Below are 22497 nucleotides of genomic sequence, written 5' to 3'. Positions count from 1 at the left end.
GACGACGAGATCCTCCAGGCGCGTCTCGGCGTATGGCCGTGGCGAGGTCGCCTCGGGACCGGACTCTTCCTCGCGACCACGGCGCCCCAGGCGCAGACGCCCGCGGCGCGTCGGGGCTTTGACGGCCATGTCCTCCAGTCTCTCGGGCTCGTCGGACATTGCGGTGAACCCCGCGTGAAGGGTCTCAGTCCCCTGTCCGGTGCAGGTGCGTCCAGATGTCGCGTGCCGTCTTGCCCGGCAGCCCCGGCACCACCTCGAGCTGCTCGCGCGTCGCCGACAGGACCGCCTCGGGCGAGCCGAAGTGCGCCATCAGCGTGCGCTTGCGCGCCGGGCCGATCCCCGGCAGGTCGTCGAGGATGGACGTCGTCATCGCGCGATCGCGGCGCGTGCGGTGATGGGTGATGGCAAAGCGGTGGGCCTCGTCGCGCACGCGCTGCAGCAGCTGCAGCTCGGGCGTGTCGTGCGGGAGCACGATCGGCTCGCGCCGGCCGGGCACGAAGACCTCCTCGATGCGCTTGGCCAGCGAGATGACCGTCACGCCGCGCCGGCGGAAGCCCTCCAGCGCGCGCAGGCCCGCCGCGAGCTGGCCCGGGCCGCCGTCGATGACGATCAGGTTGGGCAGCGTGGCGAACGACTCGTTGCGCTTGGGGTCGTGCGGACTGAGGTCCTGCTGGGTCTCCCACTGCGCCAGCCGACGTCCGAGGATCTCCTCCATCGCGGCGAAGTCGTCTGGCACGCCCTCCTCCCCGCCGCGCACGTTGAAGCGCCGGTAGTCGGATTTCTTCGGCGCGCCGCCCTCGAAGACGACCATCGACGCGACCGTGTGGGTGCCCATGAGGTTGGAGATGTCGAAGCACTCGATGCGCAGCGGCAGCGCATCGAGCCCCAGCGCCTCCTGGAGCCCGTCGAGCGCCTCGACGCGCTGCTGGCGGCGGCGCTCGGCCTTCAGGCGCTCCTGGTCGAGCGCCAGCAGCGCGTTGCGTTCGGCCAGCTCGAGGATCCGGCGCTTGTCGCCGCGCTCGGCGGCGCGGACCTCGACCTTGGCCCCGCGGCGCTGCCCGAGCGCCTCGGCCAGTGCGTCGCGCTCCTCGACGTCCTCCTGGACGATGATCTGGGGCGGGATCGCCATCTGGTCGCCGTAGTACTGCAGCAGGAACTCCTCGGCCACCTCCCCCACCTCGCGCTCCACGGCGTTCTCGAGATAGAAGGACTGGCGGTCGGACAGCACGCCGTCGCGGATCTGGAAGACCTGCGCGTTGGCGTCGGTCCCGTCGACCGCGACGGCGACGACGTCGACCGTGCCGATCGACTCGTTGGCCACGCGCTGGCGCTCGAGCAGCGAGCGCACCGCGCGCAGGCGGTTGCGCTCGAGCGCCGCCTGCTCGTAGTCGCGCGCGATCGAGGCCGCCTTCATCTTCTTCTCGAGATCGCGCTCGATCTCGCGGTAGCGCCCGGACAGGAAGGCCACGACGCCGTCGATCGACTCGCGGTACTCGTCGGGCGTCACGTAGCCGACGCACGGGGCCCCGCAGCGCTTGATGTAGTAGTCCAGGCACGGCGAGCCCGTCCGCCGTCCCGGCTCGACGCCCTGGCAGGAGCGAAAGAGGAAGACCTTGCCCAGCAGGTCGAGCGTGCCGCGCACGCGCTTGGCGTTCGAGTAGGGCCCGAAGTACACGCGGTCGCGGCGGTGGCGCTCGCGCGTGAAGTAGACGCGCGGGAACGGCTCGTCCATCGAGATCGCGATGTACGGATAGGACTTGTCGTCGCGCAGTCGGATGTTGAACCGCGGCTGGTACTGCTTGATGAAGTTCTGCTCGACCAGCAGCGCCTCGGTCTCCGAGCCGACCAAAATGAAGTCCACGCTGTCGATGAGCGAGGTCATCTGCACCGCTCCGCGCGTGACCGGATTGGAGAAGTGGCCGGCAACCCGCTTCTTCAGCGACTTGGCCTTGCCGACGTAGATGACCTTGCCGTTGGCATCGTGAAACAGGTAGACGCCCGGGCCGTCGGGCAGCTTGCGCCGCTGCTCGGCTAAACGGGTCTTGCGCCCTTCGGATTGGGAGGCAGAGGCCATGCGCCTCCGAGGATAGGCGCGACCACGGCCCGACCAGGGGTCAGACCCTCAATCTGCGCTCAACAATTGCTCGCGTGCGATCTGCAGGCAAAACGCCGTCGAGGGGTCAGACCCCTTAAGGCGTGGTCAACAGACGGTGGGACTCGCGGAAGAACGCGACCAGCTCGTCGACGTCGTCGGCCGCGACCGGGCGTTCGGCGCCGGTGAAGGCGGTGGCGTTCCAGAAGGTGTCGGGCCCGACGGTCTCTGGTGGCGTCCATGGGCCGACGTAGGCGTAGGGCTCGTCGTGGTCGGCGTCGCCGGGCGAGATGCCGTAGGTCGCGCGGGTGCCGGCGGTCTCGGAGCCGGCTTCGATGGCGATGTCGAAGTGCTCGGGCCAGAGGATCGGCGCCGATGGGTCCTCCGCGCCGCCGGTGGCGAAGGCGGTCAGCGCTTCTTCGCCAATAGCCCAGGTCTCGGCGAGCACGGCGGCGGCGCCGGCGTGGACCTCCAGCGGATCATCGGGCAGCGACGCACCGCCAACCAGCCCGACGAACGCCGCGGCGGCACGTAGCGAGCTGACGGCCGTCCGCTGCTCATCGCCGCCGGCGCCGAGCCGCACGACCTCGGTCCCGCTCACACCGACCCACGACCCATCAGGCAGATCCGGCGTGCCGAAGCCACCGGGCCGGACCCGCAGCGCGATCTCGTTCCCCGTCGCCTGCACGCGCAGCGGGCTGATCACCCGCTCGGCGAGGGCGTGCAGCGACAGGCGGGTCGTGACCAGCGGGGCGTCGGGCATGGCCATCATCTTCCCCGCCGACGCAAGAGCCGCGCCAGCAGCCCCGGTCGCCGCGGCTGCGTCGCCCGCCACTCCGACTCCGACGGCAGCCGCCCAGCCGCCCGCGCCTTCGCCGCGCAGGCCAGGTGCGCGTGGCGCCGCCCGTCACCGCGGCCCTCGGGTCGGATCAGCACGTGCTCGCTGAACGCCGGCAGCTTGCGCGGGCAGAACGGGCACGAGTAGGTCGCCGGCTTGCGGCTCTGCGCGCGCCGGATCTCATACCAGCGCGCCGCCACGATCGAGGGACGACTCATGGTCGATAGTCGACCATGAGTCGTCCCTCGACGCCAGAGCGGTGTCGCCTGTCGCCTGTGACCTTGTCGCTAGGCAGCGACGTCGTCGGAGCGCAGCTCCGCGCCGGCGATCATCGCCCGCGAGCGGCCCGTGCGCTTGGCGTCCAGGAGCGCGACGTCGGCCGCCTCCAGCAGATCGGCCAGCTCGTTGCCGTGGGTCGGCGCCGCGGCGCAGCCGAGCGAGAGGTCGATCTGCGGGCCGCTGCCCGCCTCGAAGACCTCGCCGACCTGGGCCATGATCCGCTGCGCAGCCTGCACGGCCTCCTCGAGGTTGCCGGGGACCAGCACGGCGAACTCGTCGCCGCCCAGCCGGCCGGCGTGCCCGTGCACGGCGATGATCCGTCCGATCTCGGCCAGGACGAGGTCGCCCGCGGCCATGCCGTGGCGCTCGTTGACCGCCTTGAAGTGGTCGATGTCGCAGATCAGGATCGCGCCGCCGCCGTTCTCGATCAGCGCCATCCGCGTCGTCTGCAGCCAGTGACGGCGGTTCGCCAGACCGGTGAGGTCGTCGGTCTGCGACAGCCGCTCCAGCTCGGCGACGCGCGTAGCCAGGCGCCCGGCCTCACCGCGCTGGTCGGTCTGCGTCATCTGATCGGCCAGGACATCCAGCACATCGGAGGTCAGCGACAGACGATCGAGCGCGACCTCGAGCAGGGCATGGTCGGCCTCGACGCCGCCCAGCATCCCGGAGACGTTGTTGGCCAACTGCACGCAGGCGATATCGGCGTTCGGGGCGCCGACGCCGGTCGGGCCGCCGTGGTGCCAGGCGATGATCGAGGCGACCTCGGCGGGCAGCCCCCAGCGCTCGGCCAGCAGCGCGCCGCACTGGGCGTGGTCGATGCCGAAGCGCTCACGCTCGGCCAGGACGCGCTCGGCGCCGGCGGGGAACTCGCGCGCCAGGGCGTCGCAGGCCTCCTCGCCGAAGACCTCGGGCAGCACGAGCTTGCCGACGTCGTGCAGCAGGCCGGCGAGGTGGACGGTGTCGCCCGGGACGCGCGCCTCCTCGGCTGCGGCCGCGGCGCCGATGGCCACCGCGATCGCGTGCAGATGCATCTGGCCGACGGACGCGCGGCCGTTGCCCTTGGAGCGCTCCAGGAAGCGGTAGGTGGCGGCCTCCAGCGCGAGGCGGCGCAAGGCACGACGGCCGACGAGCATGACGGCCTGGCGGATGGTCTTGGCGCGAATCGGATGCGCGCGCGCCGCCGAGTTCGAGAAGCGCAGGAGGTTCGCGGCGAAGGTCGCGTCCTGCTCCAGGGCGTCGACCAGGTCGGCCGCCGTGGACTCGTCGTCATCGCAGAGCGCGATGACACGGAGCACCGTGGCGTCCAGGACCGGGAACTCGGCCAGTTGATCGATGGCGCCTGCGACGGATTGGGCAGCGACGGGGTCGATGCCTTCCTTCCAGGGCGCGCAGTCCGTTGCGTGCTTTGCCTCCATGGCTCTCTCTGGCATCGACCGCGGTCGGGGCGCGTTGAGGTGGGGATGTGGTCGCTGGACGAGTGTCGGAGGAGAACCCGGACCCGCCCACCCCGGTTGCCCGCACCCGGGCGGGTGTGGGCAACCGCACGAACCCCGACACTGGGGGTTCCCCGCATTTCCTCCGGGGGTCCGCACCGTCAGAGTGAGCCTCACAAGCACGACCCCGCTCCCCAAGGACCTCCCCGTGAACAAGATCCAACGCTGGACGCTCGCCGTGGTCTGCGTCGCCACCGCGATGCTGATGCTCGACATCGCCGTCGTCAACACCGCGCTCTCCAAGATCGCCGGTGACCTCAAGACCGACCTGCACGGTCTGCAGTGGATCGTCGACGCCTACACCCTTGCCCTCGCCTCAACGGTGCTAACCGCCGGCGCGCTGGCCGATCGCTTCGGCCGCCGCCGCCTGTTCAGCTATGGCCTGGCGCTCTTCTCGGTCTCATCGCTGCTCTGCGCCGTGGCCGGCGACATCACCTTCCTCAACGTCGCCCGCGCCGTGCAGGGCATCGGCGGCGCGATCATGTTCGCCGTCTCCCTCGCGCTGCTGGCCAACGCGTTCCCGACCGCCAAGGAGCGCGGTGGTGCCCTGGCCGCCTACGGCGCGACGATCGGCGCCGCCTTCGCCGTCGGCCCGCTCGTCGGCGGCGCGCTGACCAGCGGCCTGGGCTGGCGCTGGATCTTCCTCATCAACATCCCGCTCGGCCTCGTCTGCCTGGCGATCACGCGCGCCTACGTCGCGGAGTCCAAGGACGCCATGGCCCGGCGCGTCGACGTCGGCGGCCTGCTGACGCTGACCGGTGGTCTCTTCCTGCTGATCCTCGCGCTGCTGCGCGGGAACGAGCTCGGCTGGGGCAGCGCCCAGATCGTCGCCGAGCTCGGCGGCGCCGGCATCCTGCTCGCCGCGTTCGTCGCGATCGAGGCGAAGGTCGCCGAGCCGATGCTCCCGCTCGGCCTGTTTCGCTCCGGATCGTTCACCGGCGCGCAGGTCGGAGCGTTCGCGATCTCGGCCACGTGGTTTGCGATCTTCTTCTACGTCACGCTCTACCTGCAGCAGGTGCTGGGCCTCTCAGCGATCGAGGCCGGCCTCGTCTACCTCCCGTCGACGATCGTCATGTTCTTCGTCGCGGGGGCGTCGGCCTCGGTGGCCGAGCGTGTCTCGGGTCGGGCGATGGTGTCGGTCGGGCTCGTGCTCGTCGGCGCCGGCATGGCGTTGCTGACGCTGGCGCAGGTCGACTCGTCGTGGACGATCGCCCTCCCGGGTTCGCTCCTGGCGATGATCGGCACGGGCCTGTTCAACCCGTCGATCAGCAACTTCGCGCTCAGCTCGGTCCCCGAGCATCAGAGCGGGCTGGCGGCGGGCGCCAACGACACGTTCCGTCAGGCCGGCATCGCGGTCGGCGTCGCGGCGCTCGGCGCGTTGATCCCCTCCGGCACGATCTTCGCCGGCGGCGGCCACGACGCGTTCGTGGGCGGCCTGCACGACGCGCTGTGGGTCTGCGCGGCGGTCTGCGTCGTCGGCGCCGCGGCCTGCTGGGCGCTGCTGCGCGACCCGGCGCCGGCCGAGGCGGACCAGACGACCCGCGTCGCCGACGACACCCTGGTCGCCGAGGCGGTCTGACCAGCACGCACCTCGCCCCCGGGGTGGGCCTGTTGACGGACGTCAGCGGTCCGCAGACAGGCCCGCCCCGTGGTGGTTCTAGGCGCCGACGCGGCCTTCGAGGTGCGGGATGCCGTGCTTGGCGTCGTAGACCGCAAACTCGCGGCCGTCGGCGATCTTGTCGGTGGAGAACGCGACCTTCGCCGGGAGCAAGACAGGGCGCTTGAAGCGCACGTCGGCGGCGAAGGTCTCCGGCAACTCCGGCCGCAGCGCGGCGAGGACGCGGGCCTTGAGCCACATGCCGTGCGCGATCGCGCGCGGCATGCCAAACAGCTTGGCGCTGACGTTGTGCAGGTGGATGGGATTGCGGTCGCCGGAGACCGCGCCGTAACGGCGGCCGATGTCGCCGGGGACCTTCCAGAGCGCCTCGGGCGCGGTCCCACCCACCCCCGCGGCGCGCTCTGTCTTGTTGTCGTCTTTGCTCGCACTGCCGCTGCCACCGCCGATGCGCAGGTAGGTGCTTCGTCCCTCCCACACGCGCTCGCCACCGACGGTCGCGACCGCGACGACGTCGAACTGACGTCCCTTCGCGTGCTCACGAAGGTCCTCGGCGTGCACGCGGATGCTCGGCATTTCGCCCAGCCCCACCGACCGGACGTGGTCGATCCGGTTGGCCACGTGGACCAGGCCGATGACGCCGAACGGGAACGCCCCGTCGGTCATCAGCGACATCGCCAGCGGGAAGCCGAGGATGTGCAAGTAGCTCGGCGGCAGCGTGTCACGGAGGTCGAAGCCGCAGACGCGGGCGTAATCGGCGACATGGCCGGCGTCGAGCGCGATGTCGTCCAGGCCGAGCGTCAGCTCCGGCAGCGTCTTGGGAGCGCTCCCGCCGACGAGCGGGACCTTGCGCAGCAGCGGCCGCGCGAACGTCCCGAACGCCGCGCGCGGGTAGAGCGTCGCAGCGCCCGGCGCGCTGTCCAGCGTGCGCTCCGGGCCGCTCATGCGCCGATCAGCGACTGACCGCAGACGCGCACGACGTTGCCGTTCACCCCGCCGGACGCCGGGCTGGCGAACCACGCGATCGTCTCGGCGACGTCGATCGGCAGGCCACCCTGGGCGAGCGAGTTCATGCGGCGCCCGCCCTCGCGGACGACGAGCGGCATCGCCGCGGTCATCTGCGTCTCGATGAAGCCGGGCGCGACCGCGTTGATCGTCGCGCCACGCTGGGCGAGCTCCGGCGCGAGCGTCTCGACGATGCCGATGACGCCGGCCTTCGACGCGCCGTAGTTGGTCTGGCCGCGGTTACCGGCAATGCCGCCAATCGACGAGACGGTGACGATCCGACCGCCCTCGCCGATCAGGTTGCCCCCCAGCAGCGCCTCGTTCAGGCGCTCCTGTGCGGAGAGGTTGACCTCGAGGACCGCGTCCCAGCGCTCGGGCTTCATCCGCGCGAGCGTGCGGTCGCGCGTGATGCCGGCGTTGTGGACGACGACGTCCACGCCGCCGTGGCGCTCCTGCAGGTGGGTGGCCAGCGTCGCCGGCGCGTCGGCCGCGGTGACGTCGAGCGCCAGCGACGAGCCGCCGATCGCGTTGGCGACCTTCGCGAGGTCCTCGCCCTGGGCCGCGATGTCAATGGCAATGACATGGGCGCCGTCGCGCGCAAGCGTCTGGGCGATCGCCGCGCCGATGCCGCGCGAGGCGCCGGTGACCGCAACGGTGCGGCCGGCCTGGGGCTTCTCCCAATCGTCAGGTGCCGGGGACGCGCCCGACCCAATGCGGATGACTTGCCCCGACACGTAGGCCGACTTGGACGACAACAAGAACCGCAGCGTCGACTCGAGCCCCTCCTCGGCGCCGGGCGCGACGTAGACGAGCTGGCCGGTCGCGCCATGGCGCAGCTCCTTGGCGGCGGAGCGCACGAAGCCCTCCAACGCACGCTGGGCGACGGCGTGGCGGCGGTCGGCGGCGTGCTCGGGAGGCGTGCCGAGGACGAGCAGGCGACCGCAGCGGCCCAAGCGGGTGATGACCGGCGAGAAGAAGTCGCGCAGCGCGCGGAGGTCCTCGGAGGCGGTGATGCCGGAGGCGTCGAAGACGATGGCGGCGACCGGCGTGGTGGCGCCGTCGTCGACCGCGGTGAGCGTCTCGCCGCCCCCCAGCTCGAGGACCTGTTCGACCGTGGAGAGCAGGCGACGCTCGGGGGCGCCACCGACGAGCGCGGGGCCGTCGAGCAGCGGTTGGCCCGGCGCGTAGCGGCGCAGAGGCGTGGATTGCGGCAGTCCGAGGCGCCCCACGAGGAAGCGGCCGGGCGGCGTGGACGAGAGGCGTTGGTAACGATCAGCGGCTTGCGACACGGTTCGATGTTACATTCTTTGATGTCACCATGGCCAAGACCAAGAGCTCTCTCCCCCGTCCAGCCGCGATCCTCGGCGGCAACCGCATCCCCTTCGCGCGCTCCAACGGGCCTTACGCCCAGGCGTCCAACCAGGACATGTTCACCAGCGCGCTCGAAGGGCTCATCGCCCGCTTCGGGCTCGCCGGTGAGACCGTCGACGAGGTCGTCGGCGGCGCCGTGCTCAAGCACGCGCGCGACTTCAACCTCATCCGCGAGTGCGTCATGGGCAGCACGCTCAGCGACGCGACGCCCGCCTACGACATCCAGCAGGCGTGCGACACCGGCATCCAGGCGGCGATCCTCGCGGCCAACAAGATCGCGCTCGGACAGACCGACGTGGCGATCGCCGGCGGCGTCGACACCACCAGCGACGCGCCGCTGGGCGTCAACGACGACCTGCGGCGCCTGCTGGTCAAGGTCAACGCGGCCAAGAGCACGGCCGACAAGGTCAAGCTGCTCGCCCACGTCCGACCGTCGCACCTGGCGCCCGACGTCCCGCGCAACGCCGAGCCGCGGACCGGGCTGTCGATGGGCGACCACGCGGCGATCACGGCACGCAAGTGGGGCATCACGCGCGAGGCCCAGGACGAGCTGACGGTCGCTAGCCACCAGCATCTGGCCGCCGCGTATGACCGTGGGTTCTTCGATGACCTGGTCACGCCCTACCTCGGCCTGTCGCGCGATCAGAACCTGCGCCCGGACTCGTCGTTGGAGAAGCTGGCCAAGCTGAAGCCCGTCTTCGGTGTCGGCGAGGACGGCGCGACGATGACGGCGGCCAACTCGACGCCGCTGTCGGACGGCGCCTCGACGGTCCTGCTCTCCACCGACGAGTGGGCCGCCGAGCGGCGCCTGCCAGTGCTCGCCTACCTGACGCACTCCCAGACCTCGGCGGTCCCCTACGTGCACGGCGACGAGGGGTTGTTGATGGCCCCGGTCTACGCCGTCCCGAAGATGCTCGCCCGCGCCGGCCTGACGCTCGACGACTTCGACTACTACGAGATCCACGAGGCCTTCGCCTCGCAGGTGCTGGCGACGCTCGCCGCGTGGGAGGACGGGGACTTCTGCCGCTCCCACCTCGGCCTCGACGGGCCGCTGGGCTCGATCGACCGAACCAAGTTGAACGTCAACGGCTCGTCGCTGGCCGCAGGCCATCCGTTCGCCGCGACCGGTGGCCGGATCCTGGCAACGACCGCCAAGCTGCTCGCCGAGAAGGGCTCAGGCCACGCGCTGATCTCGGTCTGCGCCGCCGGCGGCCAGGGCGTCGTGGCGATCGTCGAGCGCTGATCAGCGGTAAGTCTCGCCGCTCGCACTTGCGGGCTGCGGGCGCAGGACGGGCCGCTCGCCGGTGCGCTGGCGGCGCGGCTCGGGCGCGAGCGAGTGGGGCACATTCACGGTGGTCCGGCCGGCGCTCGTTCGCCGCTGCGCCCAGCGGATCGCGGGGCGCTCGACGAACAGCCAGCTGAGCGTGGCGGCGGGCAGCGTGATCGCCAGGACGGCGAGCAGCTCGCGCGTGAGTGAGTCCTGCGGCCAGTGGCCGGTCATGCGCAGGGCGACGATCACAGGAAAGTGGAAGAGGTAAACGCCGTAGGAGATCGTCCCGAGCCACTTCGCCGGGCCGCGCGCCAGCAGCACGGCCTGCCACGGTCCGGCGACGAGCGTGGCGAGGACGAGCGCGATGCCGGCCACGCCGGGCGCGTCGCCGACGAGGTTGCGGGTGTCCACCGATCCGGCGCCGGTCGCGTGCCACCACGAGTTGGCGACGATCAGCACGATGCCCGCCATGGCGACGGCGGCGGCCGGGGTCGCCCGCAGCGTCCGGCGGTGCAGCAGCACAGCCGCAGTCATACCGGCGCCGAACTCGGTGAGATGCGGCAGCAGCGACGTGCTCAGTGTCTGCGGCCAGTGATGGGTGTAGGCGAGGACCGTGCTGAGCAGACCGGCGGCGATGACGGTCAGCGTGAGGACGACCAGGCGGCCGCGATGGATGCCGAGCCGCAGCGCGAGCAGGCCGGCGAGCGGCAGCGTCGCGTAGAACGACACCTCGATCGCCAGCGTCCACATCGGTGGATCGAGGTGCTTGATCGTCTCCTCGAAGTGGTTCTGGGCGAAGAGCAGGAAGACCGGCAGCTGGGCGGGATCGATCTGCATCGGGTGATCGAGATGACGCAGCAGCAGGAACGACGCGGCGAGCGCGAGCCAGTAGCCGGGCAGGATGCGCGCGGCGCGGCGGATCACGTAGCGCGCGAGGCTCGGGCCCCGACGCGCACCGTCCAGCGCCGCGCCGACGAACGGCCGGAAGAGCAGGAAGCCCGAGAGCACGAAGAACAGCTGGACGCCAAGGCGCAGCTCACCGAGCGTGAAGTCAAGGAAGCCCTTCGGCGGGCGATGGCTGTCGCCGTAGCTGAACATCCACACGTGCAGGACCAGGACGCCGGTGGCGGCGAGCCCGCGCAGGCCGTCGAGCGCGTCGAGGCGACCGCGCGGGGCGCGGGCTGGTGGCGGCTCGGCCGTGGGCATGTGCAGACGGTCGGTCACGAAGCTGAGAGGCGGCGAAGAACGCTGCGGGCAGACGCCAAGCGTCGGTCGGGCTCCTGCGCCGCTGGTGGTACCCCTACCCAGCGGCGCCTCGGGTACACCCTAGCCGCCGGCCTAAAGGCCAGATACAGCGGCGTGTCGGACGCGCGCGGCGCCGCAGCGCGCGACTAGTGATATTGCCAGGCGATCCCTGCCGTATCGACGACACCATCGTTCGCGGTGGCGGTGACCGTCACCCCCGCGGTGACGTAGCCGTCCTTTTTTAGGGCGGTGTGCATCGCCTTTACGGCGGCGGCCGAGGCCTTCAGCGTTATCGTCGTACCCGTGATCGTCACGTCGAGCGAAAAGCTCTTGATCTGACCGCCGACGATGACACCGGCGTTAGCGACGGTGGTGGCCAAGGTGCAGGTGCGGCGGCAGGTCGCGGTGATGGCGCCGAGGCGGGCGCCGGGGCGCTTGGCGCGGTCCTTGGTCTTGACGTGGAGGCCGACGGGCGCGGGCGGCCGACCGGCCGCGGTCGGCGTCGTGGTCGCCGCGCAGCCGCGCGCGGGCGCGACGCCGGCGAAGCGCTCGATGCGGTTGTTGCCGCTGTCGGCGACCAGCAGGCCGCCATCACAGTCGAGCTCCAGGCCGCGTGGAACGGCGAGCTGCCCGGCCCCGGTGCCGGGCGTGCCGAGCGTCTGGGTGATCGTGCCGTCGGCAGCCAGCCGCAGCAGGCGGCCGTTGTTGGCGTCGGCGACCCAGACGCCGCCGTCGCTCGTGGCCGCCAGGCCGGCCGGGATGGATGGCTCGCCGCCTGCGGGCCGCGGAATCGGCCAGGTCGCCAGCAGCTTGCCGGTCGCGTCGTAATGCGCGACGGTGCCGTCGGCCGGGCGGGTCTGGTTGGGCGAGGTGCCCTCGGCGATCGCGAGCGTGCCGTCGATCAGCTCAGCAATGGCGGTCGTGCTGCGGCCGGGCTTTTGGCGGGTGCCGAGCCAGGTCGGCTTGGCGTCTGCGGTGTCGCCGATGCGGGCGAACTCGCCGGTGCCGGCCACGACCCACGCGGTGCCCGTCGGCCCCACGTCGAGGCCGGACGCCGCAGGACCGCGATCGACGAAGGTGAGCAGACCCGTGACCGTCTGGTCGGCGAAGGCGCGCACGGAGCCGTTGTCGGCCGCGAGCACCGAGCGGTCGGTAGCGAAGCCGATCCCCTGCGGCTGGGCCACGACGGCCGTCGAGTTCTGGAAGGACTTGCTCTGGGCCCAGGCGCCAGCGGCGTGGCCGGCGAGATCGAACCACGAGATTCGCCCGTTGCCGTCGGCGACCGCGACCTCGCCGAACGCGTTGGCGGCGACGTCCGCGGGCGCCGTGATGTGCGGTCGCGCGCGCCCGTTAATCCCGATGCTGCGGACAAAGCCGCCGGACTTGGTGAACTCCTGGACTCGATCGTTGCCGGCGTCGGCGACCAACACATGGCCATTGGGTTGGATCGCGAGCGCACGCGGGAAGACGAACTTGCCGTTGCCGTGGCCCTGTGAGCCCCAGGTGCGGACGCGGCGCAGGTGGCGGTCGAGCTGGACGATGCGATGGAGGTTGTTATCGGCGACATAGGCGCCCCCGTTGTCGCCGAAGGCGACGTCGTAGGGGAAGCGCAGGCGGACGCCCGTCTTGGCCGATGTCGCCTTGACGAAGCGCCCCGAGGTCGTCAGCTCGACGACGCGGTGGTCGGCGTCATCGGCCACAAGGATCCGCGAGCCCTTGACCGCGAGCCCCTGCGGCATCTTCAGCTTGCCCTTGCCGAGGATCTTGGGGTTCTTGCCGGAGAGCGTGAAACGCTGCACGCGGTTGTTGGAGGCATCGGCGACATAGACGTACTTGCCCGCGACCGCGATTCCGCCGCTGGCCGACGACGCGGCATAGCTCCCCGAGCTCGTGTGGAGCTTGCCGAGCCCGGGGCCGCGACCACCGAAGCAGCGGACGGAGGCACCGCCCGCATCGAAGACCTGCACCAACTGCTGGTTGGTGTCCAACACATAGCTGTTGCCTTTGGCGTCCACCGCGATCCCACCGATCGCCCCAAGCCGTCCGCAGCCCTGGCCGCTCAGGCCGAACGACGAGACGTACTTGCCGTCGTGAAAGCGCTGTACGCGGCCGCTGAAGTGGTCGCCAACCAACAAGTCGCCAGCGGGCGTGATCGCCAGCGCCTCCGGCAACCGCAATGCGCCGGGCTCATCGCCGAAGCTGATCGTCTGCACCGAGCCGGGCTCCTGCGCAGAGGCACCTCCCACCCCCAGCGCGAGGACGGCAGTCAGCGTTCCGGTCAGCAGTCGGCCAATCATGCGGCGCACCGTATCTGCAACGCCTATGTGCCACATCAGGGAGTTCCCTGGGCATAGGAACTGGGCGATAGCCAAGCTCTAATGGCTGCTCTAACGCTCGTCGCAAGAGTCGTTCGCGTAGAGCGTCCCGTCGTCATGCGACAAGCCGGACCTTGAGGCCGGTGGCGAGTGCGGCCGGGTCGCCGGTGCCGCCGAGGAGGCCGAGGATGGTGGCGACGTAGGTGATGGTCTCGGGGATCTGGGGGATGCAGCCGCAGGCGGCGACCGGTTGTGGTCCGGCGTTATAGGCGGCTAGCGCGAGTGGGACGGAGCCGAATTGGGCGAGGAGATCGTGCATGAGGTGGGCCTGGGCGAGGATCGCCGCTTCGCCGTCGAAGGGGTCGACGAGGTTGTAGGCCTTGGCGGTGCCGGGCATGAACTGTGCGATGCCCTGGGCGCCGGCGCTTGATTGGGCGAATGGGTTGAAGTGCGACTCCTGCCAGAGCTGGGCGGCGAGCAGAGCGGCGCCGACGTTCCAGTGCTGTGCCGCGCGGGAGATCGCCGGCGCCCAGCGCTCCGGAACGAAGGACGGCAGGCCGCTGCGGCCGTCGCCCGGACCGAAGCCGACGCTGCGGGTGCCGGCCGCTCGAACGAACCCGAAATGCCAGTCCTCCCACGAGTAGCGCTGGACGAAGCCGAAGCGCTTGGCGTTGGCCGCCAGCCAGGCGTATGCCGACGGAGGACCAAGGTCGAGCTCGGTGCCGAGGCGGTGCAGCGATTGGCTCGGCGGCGCAACCCACTTCGGATCGGGATGGGCGGCGAAGAGCGCGGCCTGCTCGGCGTTGGTGCGAAAGGCACTGGTGATGATCAGCGCGACGCCGTCCGCACGTGCCGCAGCGGTCATGCGATCGAAGGCGAGCGCGACGTCCGGGCGCATGCGCTTGCCTTGGCGCTGTGCGAGCGGGCCGCGGTACTCGCCGGACAGGTCGCCGCCGGACGACGGCAACGCGAACGGCGCCACCTCGGCGACCGCACGCCCCGCGCCGTCCACCTTGCGCCCCGCGACGGACACCGGGTCGGTGATGGTCACCGCGATCCGCGTCGGCGCCAGCGCGGCTGCGTCGGGAAACGCGATGGCGATGTGGTGCGCGCCGTTGCGCTGCGCGGTGGCCATCGCCGACCGGCGCGCCAGCGCGAGATAGGCCTCGCGCTCGAGATGGCGCGGGTTCGCCATGCCGTGATCCAACTGCGCGGGCTCGAAGAGCCGCGGCTGCGCGACACGCATCGTCTCGGCGCCCGCCAGCGCGGCAAGGTCGGCGGCACCGCGATGCTCCTGCTGGGCGCCCAGGCCAGCGGCGATCGCGCCGAGCAGCGCCGCCCCGGCGACGACCGCGAGCATCACGCCGAGCATGAGCATCAGCGCCTGCCCGCGTTCGTCGGCGGCGCCCGCAGCCGTACGCGAGCAGATGCGTGAGGCGCCGGTCCATGGGGTGCAGCCGCTCGCCGCAGACCATCCACGACGCCATGACTCAGTCATCGTCGCCTCGCAGAGCCGCTGCCGCGACCTTCCGCCAGGCTGGAGAGACCGGGAGGCCCGTCGCAGCGAGGAGGCGGCCGGTCGCCGCACCGGTCGTTGGCGGGCGAAGGAGGCCGGCACCACGCCCGAGCCGGGCAGCGGTGTCGATCGCCAGGCGCTCCAGCCCCTCAGCGGCGTCGGACGGCGGCACGACGATCAGGCGGTCGAGACCGGCCAGCAGCGGATCGAATGCTGGTGATCGCGCGCCGGCGATCACGAGGATGAACGGGATGTCGCCGGCGGCGGCCAGCGCGCGCTCGGTGGCGGCGCGAGCCTCGGTATCGGAGGCCGGAAGCGCCACGGTCACGACGCGGCCGCACGCCCCGGCAGCCAGACCACGCGCGCCAAGCCGCTGGGCGAGCTTGCGCGCGGCGCCGCCGGCGAGACCGGAGCGTGGTGGCTCGACGGACTCGGCGCCTGTCCACCGACAGACGACGGCGCAGGGAACGCGACGGGCAGCCGCCGCCGCGAGGCCCAACGCCGCGCCGACCGCCGACGCATCGCCTGGCGAGACCAGAACACCGAGCGTCGCTGGCAAGGTGCGCTCGGCAACTTGGCGCACGGGTCGTGCAGTGGGCGCCGCGTCGCCGAGCAGGAACAGATCGCGCAGCCGTCTCAGCACGATCGCGCTCACGACGCCTGCTCCGGCGCAGGCCCGGCGTCAGCCTTCGCGGTCGTCGACAGCAGGTTCGACAGCCCCGGCACGAGGCTCGGTGGCGACAGACGCACGCGCGCATGACGCCCGGACACGTGCACGGTGATGTGCGAATGTGTCCAGTCCGGCGCCGCCGAGCGGGCGGCAGCAGCGGGATCGCCACCTTGAAGCAACGCCATCGCTGCGGCGTCGGCGGCAGACGACGCCGAGACACGCGCCGCGCCGGCGGCGAGCAGCTCGGCTGCCGCTAGGACCACGACCACGAGGAGCGGCAGCGCGCCGACGATTTCGACGGTCGACTGTCCGTCGCACAGAGAAAGGAAGCGACGCGGAGGCCGCCCACTCGCGGCCGTGCGACAGCCCGACAGCTCGGCGCAGCGGCGGACGGGCCGGCACGTCCAACCGCTCACGACTGCGGCTCCATCCGGGCGCGCACCGTGACCGAGCCGAAGCGCAAGCCGGCAAACACTGACGGCACCTCCGCGCGGACGCGCACGCCGCCGGCCGGGCCGCCCACCAGCCGCGCCCCCGGCAAGACTTGCCGCGCCGCGCCACCCGCATCACCACCAACCGCAGACGCCCGCGCCCCGGCCCGCGCCGCCGCACCCGCCAGCCACCACGTCTGCCCCGCGACCACCGCCTGCCACGCAAGCAGCGCCACCAGGCCGAGCACCGGCAACACAGCCACCAGCTCGACGGTTGCCTGCCCGTCCTCCCCGCTCCCCGCGCGCAACTTCCACATGGCGGCCAGATTGCCGCCGCACCGGTGACGGCTCTACGCGGGAATGTGACGAATCAGCGAAGGCTCAGTAGCCGTACTCGCGGTAGTGCTTGAAGACCGCGTAGGCCGCGCCCAACGCGCCCGCGATCAGCACCACCAAGACCAGCGAGCCCAAACCCGTCTGGGTCAGCTTCACCCGACCCGCGAGGACCACGACGATCGCCGCGATCGACCCATAGGCCAGCGCCCGATGCTGATCGCCCAGCGAGAAGATCGCCACGCGGTTCTCGCGGTAGAAGCGCACGCCGAGCAACACGAACGTCACCGACAGCGCAATCCCGAGCAGCGCCCAGATCAGGCCGGCCGTCGCTCCCCCACCCGGGAGGAACGCGACAGCGGCGGCAACCGCCACCACGATCAGGACGTTACGAGCGGTCTTGTTCAAGGCCCCGCCAAGGGTACTACCGGCACCACCAGCACGCCGGGGCGGGCCCTGGCCGACGTCCGCGCGCTAAGAGCTCAGCGCGCGCAGCTCGGCGGCGAGGTCCATGTCGGCCTCGTCCCCCTGACGCAAGGTCGCCGGCGCCGGCCCATCGGCCGGCTCAGCCACCGCAGCCTCAGCCAGGCGCTCGGCCGGCTCGCTGCCGTCAACCGGCTCGGCCGCGAAGCGGTACCCGACGCCGAAGTGCGTGTGGATGTAGCGCCAGTCCGGCGACGCCTTCTCCAGCTTCTGGCGCAGCTTGCGCACGAAGACGTCCACGGAGCGGTCGCCGCGCGCCATCGCGTAGCCCCACACCCGCTGGTAGATCTCCTCGCGCTCCAGGACGCGGCCTTCAGATCCGGCAAGCAGCTCGATCAACTCGAACTCCCGACGGGTCAGATCGACCGAGCGCCGATCGACAAACGCCTGGAAGCGATCCGACCGGATCTCCAGGTCACCCGCGGCGACCGGACCGCGCTCGGCGCGCGCGTCAGACCGGCGGCGGCGACGCACGACGGCCTCGACGCGAGCGATGAGCTCCTCGGGGTGACACGGCTTGGTCAGCCAGTCGTCGGCGCCCAACCGCAGCCCGCGCACGCGCTGGGCCACGGTCGACTGGCCAGTGCAGACCACGACGCCAAGGCCCGGCAGCTCCGAGCAGACGCGATGCAGGTAGTCCCAGCCCGACGGGCCGAGAATCGCCAGGTCAACGACCAAGGCGCTCAGCCGCATGGCGACGATCGTCTCGACCGGCACCGCGGACGCCAAGGTCCGGTGCTCCCAACCGAGCCGCTCCAGACGCTTGTCCAGCACCTGGAGGAACCCCGAATCAGTGTCGATCACGGCGAGCCGCAAGGGCTGCGCCGACGTACCGCGTTCCGTGGTCATCTCGAAACGGCAGTCTACGCAGACTGCTCGACGTAAGACCCAGAAAACCCGTCGACGGTCACCACATCTTTACAACTGGAAATCCGCACAGAGCGGGTCAAATGCGCGGCACGGGGTGCGACGAGTCCGAAAACTCGCGAAACAGCCCCGTGACGACGAACGCCGTCTGCTCGCCGACGTCGACCGCGTTGTCGCCGATGCGCTCGATCGCCCGCGACACCATGACCATGTGCATGGCCCACTCGCGCGTGTCGGGATCGGTCCCGACGTCGATCGCCAGCTGGAAGATCTCGCGGTTGAGCAGGTTGATGCACTGGTCTTGACGCACCAGGTCCTCAGCCAGCGCAACGTCGCGCGTCGCGAACGCCGTCTTGGCCTGCGTGACCTCGGTCCGCGCCGCGCGCCCCATGCGCAGGATGCGCTCCAGGACCTCCTCGCGGACCGGCGGCTCATGGCCCGTCAGTGGGATCGTCTTGGCGATGTTCACGCACTGGTCGCCCATGCGCTCGATGTTCTTCATCACGTGCAACATGGCCGCGACGATCCGCAGGTCACCGGCCACCGGCGCCTGCAGCGCGAACAACGACAACAACCCTTGATGCACCTCGAGATACCGCCCGTCGATGAGGTCGTCGTTGCCGATGACCATCGCCGCCAGCTCGACGTCCTGGTGCTCAAGCGCCTCCATCACGCGATCGAGTTGCGTGACGACGAGGTCGAGGCCACCGAGGCCCTGCTCCTCGACGCGCCGCAGCTCCTCGGAGAAGTGGGCCCGCGTACGTTCGGCCATCAGCCGAACTTCCCGGTGACGTACTCCTCCGTACGGCTGTCGGAAGGGTTGGTGAAGACGTCGGAGGTCGGCGCGTGCTCGATCAGCTCGCCGGCGAGGAAGAACGCCGTCGTGTCGGCCACGCGCGCGGCCTGCTGCATGTTGTGCGTGACGATGACGATCGTGAAGCGTTGCTTGAGATCGGAGATCAGCTCCTCGATCTTCAGCGTGGCGATCGGGTCCAGCGCCGAGCACGGCTCGTCCATCAGGATCACCTGCGGCTCGACCGCGATCGTGCGTGCGATGCAGAGCCGCTGCTGCTGACCACCGCTCAAGCCGATGCCGGGCTGGTTCAAGCGATCCTTGACCTCTTCCCACAGCGAGGCGCCACGCAGCGACTGCTCCACGCGCTCCTTCAAGTCAATGCCCTTGATGCCGTTGAGCTTCAACCCCGCCGCCACGTTGTCGAAGATCGACATGGTGGGGAACGGGTTGGGCTTCTGGAAGACCATGCCGATCGCACGGCGCACCGCGACGACGTCGACCGACGAGCCGTAGATGTCGTCGCTGTCGAGCAGGACCGAGCCGGTCGCCCGCGCGCCCGGGATCTCCTCGTGCATGCGGTTGAGACAGCGCAACACGGTGGACTTGCCCGAGCCCGACGGCCCGATCATCGCCGTGACCTTGTTGGGGACGTAGTCGATGGACACGTCCTTGATCGCGTGGCCGCCGCCGTAGAAGGCGTCCAAGGCCGTCACCGAGATGCCGGGTGCGGCCTGCAGCACCTCGCGCTCGTCGGCCGCGCCGGCGCCCGAGACCGCGGAGCGGGTGGGCAGCGGAGCACGTGGAGCGGGTGCATTCGCATCGCCGGAGTTCGGGGTCGTGCGCGGATCGTCCGTCATGGTCTTGGTGTCCGGGTCGGTCACGAGAGTCGGCTCCTGCGCGAGGCGAGTCGCGCGACGAGTGTGGTGAGGAGGATGAGGGTCACGAGCGCGAGCGCGGAACCCCAGGCGCGTTGCACGAGGGCGTCGTTGGGCGACCCGACGTCCGTGTAGATCTGCACGGGCAGCGAGTTCATCCGCTCCCCGAGGTTGAAGGTGGTGCCGTTGACGATCGTCGCGGTGAAGAGCAGCGGTGCGGTCTCGCCGGCGGCGCGGGCGACGGCCAGCAGCGAGCCGGTGATCAGCCCCGGCAGCGCCGTCGGCAGCACGACGCGCATCGTCACGCGCCAGCGCGGGGTGCCCAGCGCCAGCGCCGCCTCGCGCAGGCCGTCGGGCACCAACAGCAGCACAACCTCGGCCGAGCGCGTCACGACCGGGAGCATCAGCAGCCCGAGGGCGACCGAGCCCTTCCAACCGGCAAACGAGCTTCCGCCCCAGCCACCGAGCACCAGCGTCACGTAAATGAAGAGGCCGAACACGATCGACGGCACGCCGGTCATCACGTCGACGAAGTAGCGGACCGTCGAGGCGAAGCGGCCGGCGCGACCGTACTCCACCAGGTAGAGCGCGACGCCCCAGCCGAACGGGATCGCGATCGCCGAGGCCAAGGCCACCATCTCGATCGTGCCCAGCAGCGCGCTCTTGACGCCGCCCTGGTCGCCAAGGAAGTTGCCGGTCGGGTCCTTGGTGAAGAAGTCGAACGACCACGCGCCGAGCCCCTTGCTCAGCAGGTAGTAGATGACGGCGACGAGCGGGATCAAGGCGATGAGGGTGCCGAGCGCGAGCACGCCGCGCATCACCTGATCGGTAGCACGGCGGCGCGGGGTCAGCTGGCCGAGCGCGGTCATGCGACACCACCAGGAACTGCCTTCACCTTGGTCCCCTTGTTTTCAGCCCTGCGGACGAGGCCGCGCGCCAACGCGTTGATGAGCAACGTGAGGATGAACAGCACCAGGCCCGCGGCGATCAGCGCGCCGGCGTGGACCTTGTCGTTGGCCGCCTCGCCGAACTCGTTGGCGATCACCGCGGCCAGCGTGTAGCCCTGGTCGAAGATCTGCTTGCCGATCGTGGGCGAGTTGCCGATGACCAGCGTCACCGCGATCGTCTCGCCGATCGCACGGCCGAGGCCGAGCATCGCGGCGCCGGTGATGCCCGAGCGCGAGTACGGCAGCACGGCCATCCTGATCATCTCCCAGCGCGTCGCGCCGAGCGCGAGCGACGCCTCCTTCAGGTCCGGCGGGACCGTGGAGATGACCTCGCGGGAGATCGCCGAGACGATCGGCAGGATCATGATCGCCAGGATCAGCCCGGCGATGAAGTAGTTGGGGCCCGCGACGTTGCCGCCGACGAACGGCAGGAAGGCGAACGTGTCGGAGAACCACTGCTCGGCCGGCCGGAGCTTGGGGATCAGCACGAAGATGCCCCACAGGCCGTAGACGACCGACGGGACCGCGGCGAGCAGCTCGACGAGGATCACGAGCGGGCCGCGCACGCGGCGCGGGGCGAGCTCGGTGATGTAGAGCGCGGTGGCGACCGCGACCGGCACGCCGATGACCAGCGCGATGGCGGCGGTGATGAGCGTCCCGACGACGAGCGGCCAGGCGCCGTAGATCGCCTTGGACGGGTTCCAGTCGTTGGTGAACAGGAACGAGAAGACGCCCTGGTGGCTGAGCGCCGGCTGCGCCTTGTTGATGAGGAAGACGAAGAAGAACGCGATCAGCGCCAGGATGAGCCCGGCGAGGCCGATCAGGATCGCGCGGAAGAGCGGGTCCGCGCGACGCGCCGACGGCGACCGCTCCAAGATGGAGCGGCCGCCGCGGCGGACGTCAGGTGACGTGGTGGCCATCAGCTCCCGATCGCAACGCCATTGCACTGCATCGCGTCGACCACGGCCTGGTCCTTGGCCTTCAGGGCATCGGGGATCGGGGCGTAGGACAGCTTCTTGATGGTGTCCTGGCCCGCACCGAGCAGGTAGGCGAAGAACGTCTTCAGGCCGGTGGCCTTGTTCTTGTCCATGCCGGCCTTGCACGGGTCGGCGTAGGTGATGGCGAACGTCTGGGAGACGATCGGGTAGGCGGCGGCATTGGCCGCGTCGATCGTCGAGACGCCGAGGTCAGCCGGGACGGTGAGACCCTCGGCGGCGGCCGAGGTCGACTCCAGCGTCGGGGCGATGTACTTGCCGCTCTTGTTCTTGACGTCGGCGAACGTGAAGCCGTTCTGCAGCGCGTAGGCCTGCTCGACGTAGCCGATCGCGCCGTCGGTCTGCTTGACCGCGGCGGCGACGCCGTCGTTGCCCTTGGCGCCGGTGCCGACCGGCCACTTGATGTCCTTGTCGACGCCCGGGCCGCTCTTCCACTCCGGCGAGTAGTTGGCCAGGAACTGCGTGAAGCCCTTGGTCGTGCCCGACGAGTCGGAGCGGTGGACGACCGTGATCTTCGTCGACGGGATCGTCAGCCCGGGGTTCTGCGCCTTGATCGCCGCGTCGTCCCAGGAGGTGATCTTGCCGAGGTAGATCTTGGCCAGCGTCGCGCCGTCGAGCTTGAGGCCCGACTTGACGCCGCTCAGGTTGTAGGAGGCCGTGATCGCGCCGAGCGCGAACGGGATCTGGATCGGATCGCCCTTCTTGATCGTCGCCTTGTCCTCGTCGGCCAGCGCGGGGTCCGAGCCGGCGAAGTCGACGGTGCCAGCAGCGAACTGCGAGACGCCGGCACCCGAGCCGACGCCCTGGTAGTTGATCGTCAGGCCCTTGCCCTTGAGGTCGGCGCCGACCTGCTGGTAGATGGGGGCCGCGAAGGTCGAGCCCGCGCCGTTGAGCGTGGCCGTGACCGAGGAGCCACCGCCCGCGGCGGAGGAGTTGGTCGCGGCGTCCGAGCTGTTGTCATCGCTGCCACAGGCGGCGACGCCACTGGCCAGGACACAGGCCGCGAGGGCGGCGAGGGGGATTCGGGGATTCACGTGCACTCCTTGATCTTGTTGTCGCGC

Annotated in this window: 21 protein-coding genes; 2 read left to right on the top strand and 19 right to left on the bottom strand. The window is 70.7% G+C overall.

What is annotated here, in order from left to right; translation table 11 throughout:
• Nucleotides 1-184: 184 nt before the first annotated feature.
• The 4 genes from uvrC to VGO10_RS15090 form a co-directional block, all read right to left on the bottom strand.
• Nucleotides 185-2074, bottom strand: a complete 1890-nt coding sequence (uvrC, locus tag VGO10_RS15105) for an excinuclease ABC subunit UvrC (protein ID WP_327469773.1) — start codon at nucleotides 2072-2074, stop codon at nucleotides 185-187.
• 115 nt (nucleotides 2075-2189) lie between these two features.
• Entirely contained in the window at nucleotides 2190-2855 is a 666-nt protein-coding gene (locus VGO10_RS15100) for a hypothetical protein (protein ID WP_327469771.1), read from the bottom strand.
• 5 nt (nucleotides 2856-2860) lie between these two features.
• A complete protein-coding gene (locus VGO10_RS15095; RefSeq protein WP_327469769.1) occupies nucleotides 2861-3148 on the bottom strand; it encodes a hypothetical protein in 288 nt (95 codons plus the stop codon).
• A gap of 69 nt (nucleotides 3149-3217) precedes the next feature.
• Nucleotides 3218-4624, bottom strand: a complete 1407-nt coding sequence (locus VGO10_RS15090; RefSeq protein ID WP_327469768.1) for an HDOD domain-containing protein — start codon at nucleotides 4622-4624, stop codon at nucleotides 3218-3220.
• Nucleotides 4625-4850: 226 nt separating this feature from the next.
• On the opposite strand from VGO10_RS15090, the gene VGO10_RS15085 reads away from it, so the two are divergent.
• On the top strand, nucleotides 4851-6281 hold the full coding sequence (locus VGO10_RS15085) for an MFS transporter (RefSeq protein WP_327469765.1): 1431 nt from the start codon (nucleotides 4851-4853) through the stop codon (nucleotides 6279-6281).
• A gap of 78 nt (nucleotides 6282-6359) precedes the next feature.
• On the opposite strand, the gene VGO10_RS15080 is transcribed toward VGO10_RS15085, so the two are convergent.
• Together VGO10_RS15080 and VGO10_RS15075 are read right to left on the bottom strand one after the other, a co-directional pair.
• A complete protein-coding gene (locus VGO10_RS15080) occupies nucleotides 6360-7262 on the bottom strand; it encodes a MaoC family dehydratase (protein ID WP_327469763.1) in 903 nt (300 codons plus the stop codon).
• The gene (locus VGO10_RS15075) at nucleotides 7259-8611 is read right to left on the bottom strand and encodes a 3-oxoacyl-ACP reductase (protein ID WP_327469761.1); all 1353 of its coding nucleotides are present in this window, start codon (nucleotides 8609-8611) and stop codon (nucleotides 7259-7261) included. The genes VGO10_RS15080 and VGO10_RS15075 overlap by 4 nt, the downstream gene beginning before the upstream one ends.
• 29 nt (nucleotides 8612-8640) lie before the next feature.
• On the opposite strand from VGO10_RS15075, the gene VGO10_RS15070 reads away from it, so the two are divergent.
• A complete protein-coding gene (locus VGO10_RS15070) occupies nucleotides 8641-9936 on the top strand; it encodes an acetyl-CoA C-acetyltransferase (protein WP_327469759.1) in 1296 nt (431 codons plus the stop codon).
• On the opposite strand, the gene VGO10_RS15065 is transcribed toward VGO10_RS15070, so the two are convergent.
• The 13 genes from VGO10_RS15065 to pstS form a co-directional block, all read right to left on the bottom strand.
• A complete protein-coding gene (locus VGO10_RS15065) occupies nucleotides 9937-11169 on the bottom strand; it encodes an acyltransferase (RefSeq protein ID WP_327469757.1) in 1233 nt (410 codons plus the stop codon).
• A 185-nt stretch (nucleotides 11170-11354) separates the two neighbouring features.
• Nucleotides 11355-13505 (bottom strand): NHL repeat-containing protein, encoded by a 2151-nt coding sequence (locus VGO10_RS15060; RefSeq protein ID WP_327469755.1) that lies wholly within the window; start codon nucleotides 13503-13505, stop codon nucleotides 11355-11357.
• Nucleotides 13506-13638: 133 nt separating this feature from the next.
• The gene (locus VGO10_RS15055) at nucleotides 13639-15021 is read right to left on the bottom strand and encodes a transglycosylase SLT domain-containing protein (protein ID WP_327469753.1); all 1383 of its coding nucleotides are present in this window, start codon (nucleotides 15019-15021) and stop codon (nucleotides 13639-13641) included.
• Entirely contained in the window at nucleotides 15014-15694 is a 681-nt protein-coding gene (locus VGO10_RS15050; protein WP_327469751.1) for a hypothetical protein, read from the bottom strand. The genes VGO10_RS15055 and VGO10_RS15050 overlap by 8 nt, the downstream gene beginning before the upstream one ends.
• Nucleotides 15691-16125, bottom strand: coding sequence for a hypothetical protein (locus tag VGO10_RS15045; protein ID WP_327469749.1), 435 nt, complete (start codon nucleotides 16123-16125; stop codon nucleotides 15691-15693). Before VGO10_RS15045 ends, VGO10_RS15050 begins: the two co-directional genes overlap by 4 nt.
• Entirely contained in the window at nucleotides 16122-16457 is a 336-nt protein-coding gene (locus VGO10_RS15040; protein WP_327469747.1) for a hypothetical protein, read from the bottom strand. Before VGO10_RS15040 ends, VGO10_RS15045 begins: the two co-directional genes overlap by 4 nt.
• A gap of 64 nt (nucleotides 16458-16521) precedes the next feature.
• The gene (locus tag VGO10_RS15035; protein ID WP_327469745.1) at nucleotides 16522-16881 is read right to left on the bottom strand and encodes a hypothetical protein; all 360 of its coding nucleotides are present in this window, start codon (nucleotides 16879-16881) and stop codon (nucleotides 16522-16524) included.
• Between the two features lie 66 nt (nucleotides 16882-16947).
• Complete coding sequence (locus tag VGO10_RS15030; protein ID WP_327469743.1) at nucleotides 16948-17805, bottom strand: response regulator transcription factor; 858 nt, start codon at nucleotides 17803-17805, stop codon at nucleotides 16948-16950.
• A gap of 97 nt (nucleotides 17806-17902) precedes the next feature.
• Nucleotides 17903-18595: a phosphate signaling complex protein PhoU gene (gene phoU, locus VGO10_RS15025; protein ID WP_327469741.1), complete on the bottom strand. Its 693-nt coding sequence runs from the start codon at nucleotides 18593-18595 to the stop codon at nucleotides 17903-17905.
• A complete protein-coding gene (gene pstB, locus VGO10_RS15020) occupies nucleotides 18595-19500 on the bottom strand; it encodes a phosphate ABC transporter ATP-binding protein PstB (RefSeq protein WP_327469739.1) in 906 nt (301 codons plus the stop codon). The genes phoU and pstB overlap by 1 nt, the downstream gene beginning before the upstream one ends.
• Nucleotides 19497-20312, bottom strand: coding sequence for a phosphate ABC transporter permease PstA (gene pstA, locus VGO10_RS15015; RefSeq protein ID WP_327469737.1), 816 nt, complete (start codon nucleotides 20310-20312; stop codon nucleotides 19497-19499). The genes pstB and pstA overlap by 4 nt, the downstream gene beginning before the upstream one ends.
• Nucleotides 20313-20359: 47 nt before the next feature.
• A complete protein-coding gene (pstC, locus tag VGO10_RS15010; RefSeq protein ID WP_327469735.1) occupies nucleotides 20360-21361 on the bottom strand; it encodes a phosphate ABC transporter permease subunit PstC in 1002 nt (333 codons plus the stop codon).
• Nucleotides 21361-22470, bottom strand: a complete 1110-nt coding sequence (pstS, locus tag VGO10_RS15005) for a phosphate ABC transporter substrate-binding protein PstS (protein ID WP_327469733.1) — start codon at nucleotides 22468-22470, stop codon at nucleotides 21361-21363. Before pstS ends, pstC begins: the two co-directional genes overlap by 1 nt.
• Nucleotides 22471-22497: the final 27 nt, after the last annotated feature.

Source organism: Baekduia sp., from assembly GCF_035996765.1.
In the GTDB taxonomy this organism is placed as follows: domain Bacteria; phylum Actinomycetota; class Thermoleophilia; order Solirubrobacterales; family Solirubrobacteraceae; genus Baekduia.
Note: the sequence above shows the minus strand (reverse complement) of the source record. Positions and strands in the feature narration are given on the sequence as shown.

What these genes read in the sequence shown, in the direction of transcription:
- uvrC (WP_327469773.1), bottom strand. Translation starts at nt 2,074, where the DNA reads ATGGCCTCTGCCTCCCAATCCGAAGGGCGCAAGACCCGTTTAGCCGAG.
- VGO10_RS15100 (WP_327469771.1), bottom strand. Translation starts at nt 2,855, where the DNA reads ATGCCCGACGCCCCGCTGGTCACGACCCGCCTGTCGCTGCACGCCCTC.
- VGO10_RS15095 (WP_327469769.1), bottom strand. Translation starts at nt 3,148, where the DNA reads ATGAGTCGTCCCTCGATCGTGGCGGCGCGCTGGTATGAGATCCGGCGC.
- VGO10_RS15090 (WP_327469768.1), bottom strand. Translation starts at nt 4,624, where the DNA reads ATGGAGGCAAAGCACGCAACGGACTGCGCGCCCTGGAAGGAAGGCATC.
- VGO10_RS15080 (WP_327469763.1), bottom strand. Translation starts at nt 7,262, where the DNA reads ATGAGCGGCCCGGAGCGCACGCTGGACAGCGCGCCGGGCGCTGCGACG.
- VGO10_RS15070 (WP_327469759.1), top strand. Translation starts at nt 8,641, where the DNA reads ATGGCCAAGACCAAGAGCTCTCTCCCCCGTCCAGCCGCGATCCTCGGC.
- VGO10_RS15065 (WP_327469757.1), bottom strand. Translation starts at nt 11,169, where the DNA reads ATGCCCACGGCCGAGCCGCCACCAGCCCGCGCCCCGCGCGGTCGCCTC.
- VGO10_RS15060 (WP_327469755.1), bottom strand. Translation starts at nt 13,505, where the DNA reads ATGATTGGCCGACTGCTGACCGGAACGCTGACTGCCGTCCTCGCGCTG.
- VGO10_RS15055 (WP_327469753.1), bottom strand. Translation starts at nt 15,021, where the DNA reads ATGACTGAGTCATGGCGTCGTGGATGGTCTGCGGCGAGCGGCTGCACC.
- VGO10_RS15040 (WP_327469747.1), bottom strand. Translation starts at nt 16,457, where the DNA reads ATGTGGAAGTTGCGCGCGGGGAGCGGGGAGGACGGGCAGGCAACCGTC.
- VGO10_RS15030 (WP_327469743.1), bottom strand. Translation starts at nt 17,805, where the DNA reads ATGACCACGGAACGCGGTACGTCGGCGCAGCCCTTGCGGCTCGCCGTG.
- phoU (WP_327469741.1), bottom strand. Translation starts at nt 18,595, where the DNA reads ATGGCCGAACGTACGCGGGCCCACTTCTCCGAGGAGCTGCGGCGCGTC.
- pstA (WP_327469737.1), bottom strand. Translation starts at nt 20,312, where the DNA reads ATGCGCGGCGTGCTCGCGCTCGGCACCCTCATCGCCTTGATCCCGCTC.
- pstC (WP_327469735.1), bottom strand. Translation starts at nt 21,361, where the DNA reads ATGGCCACCACGTCACCTGACGTCCGCCGCGGCGGCCGCTCCATCTTG.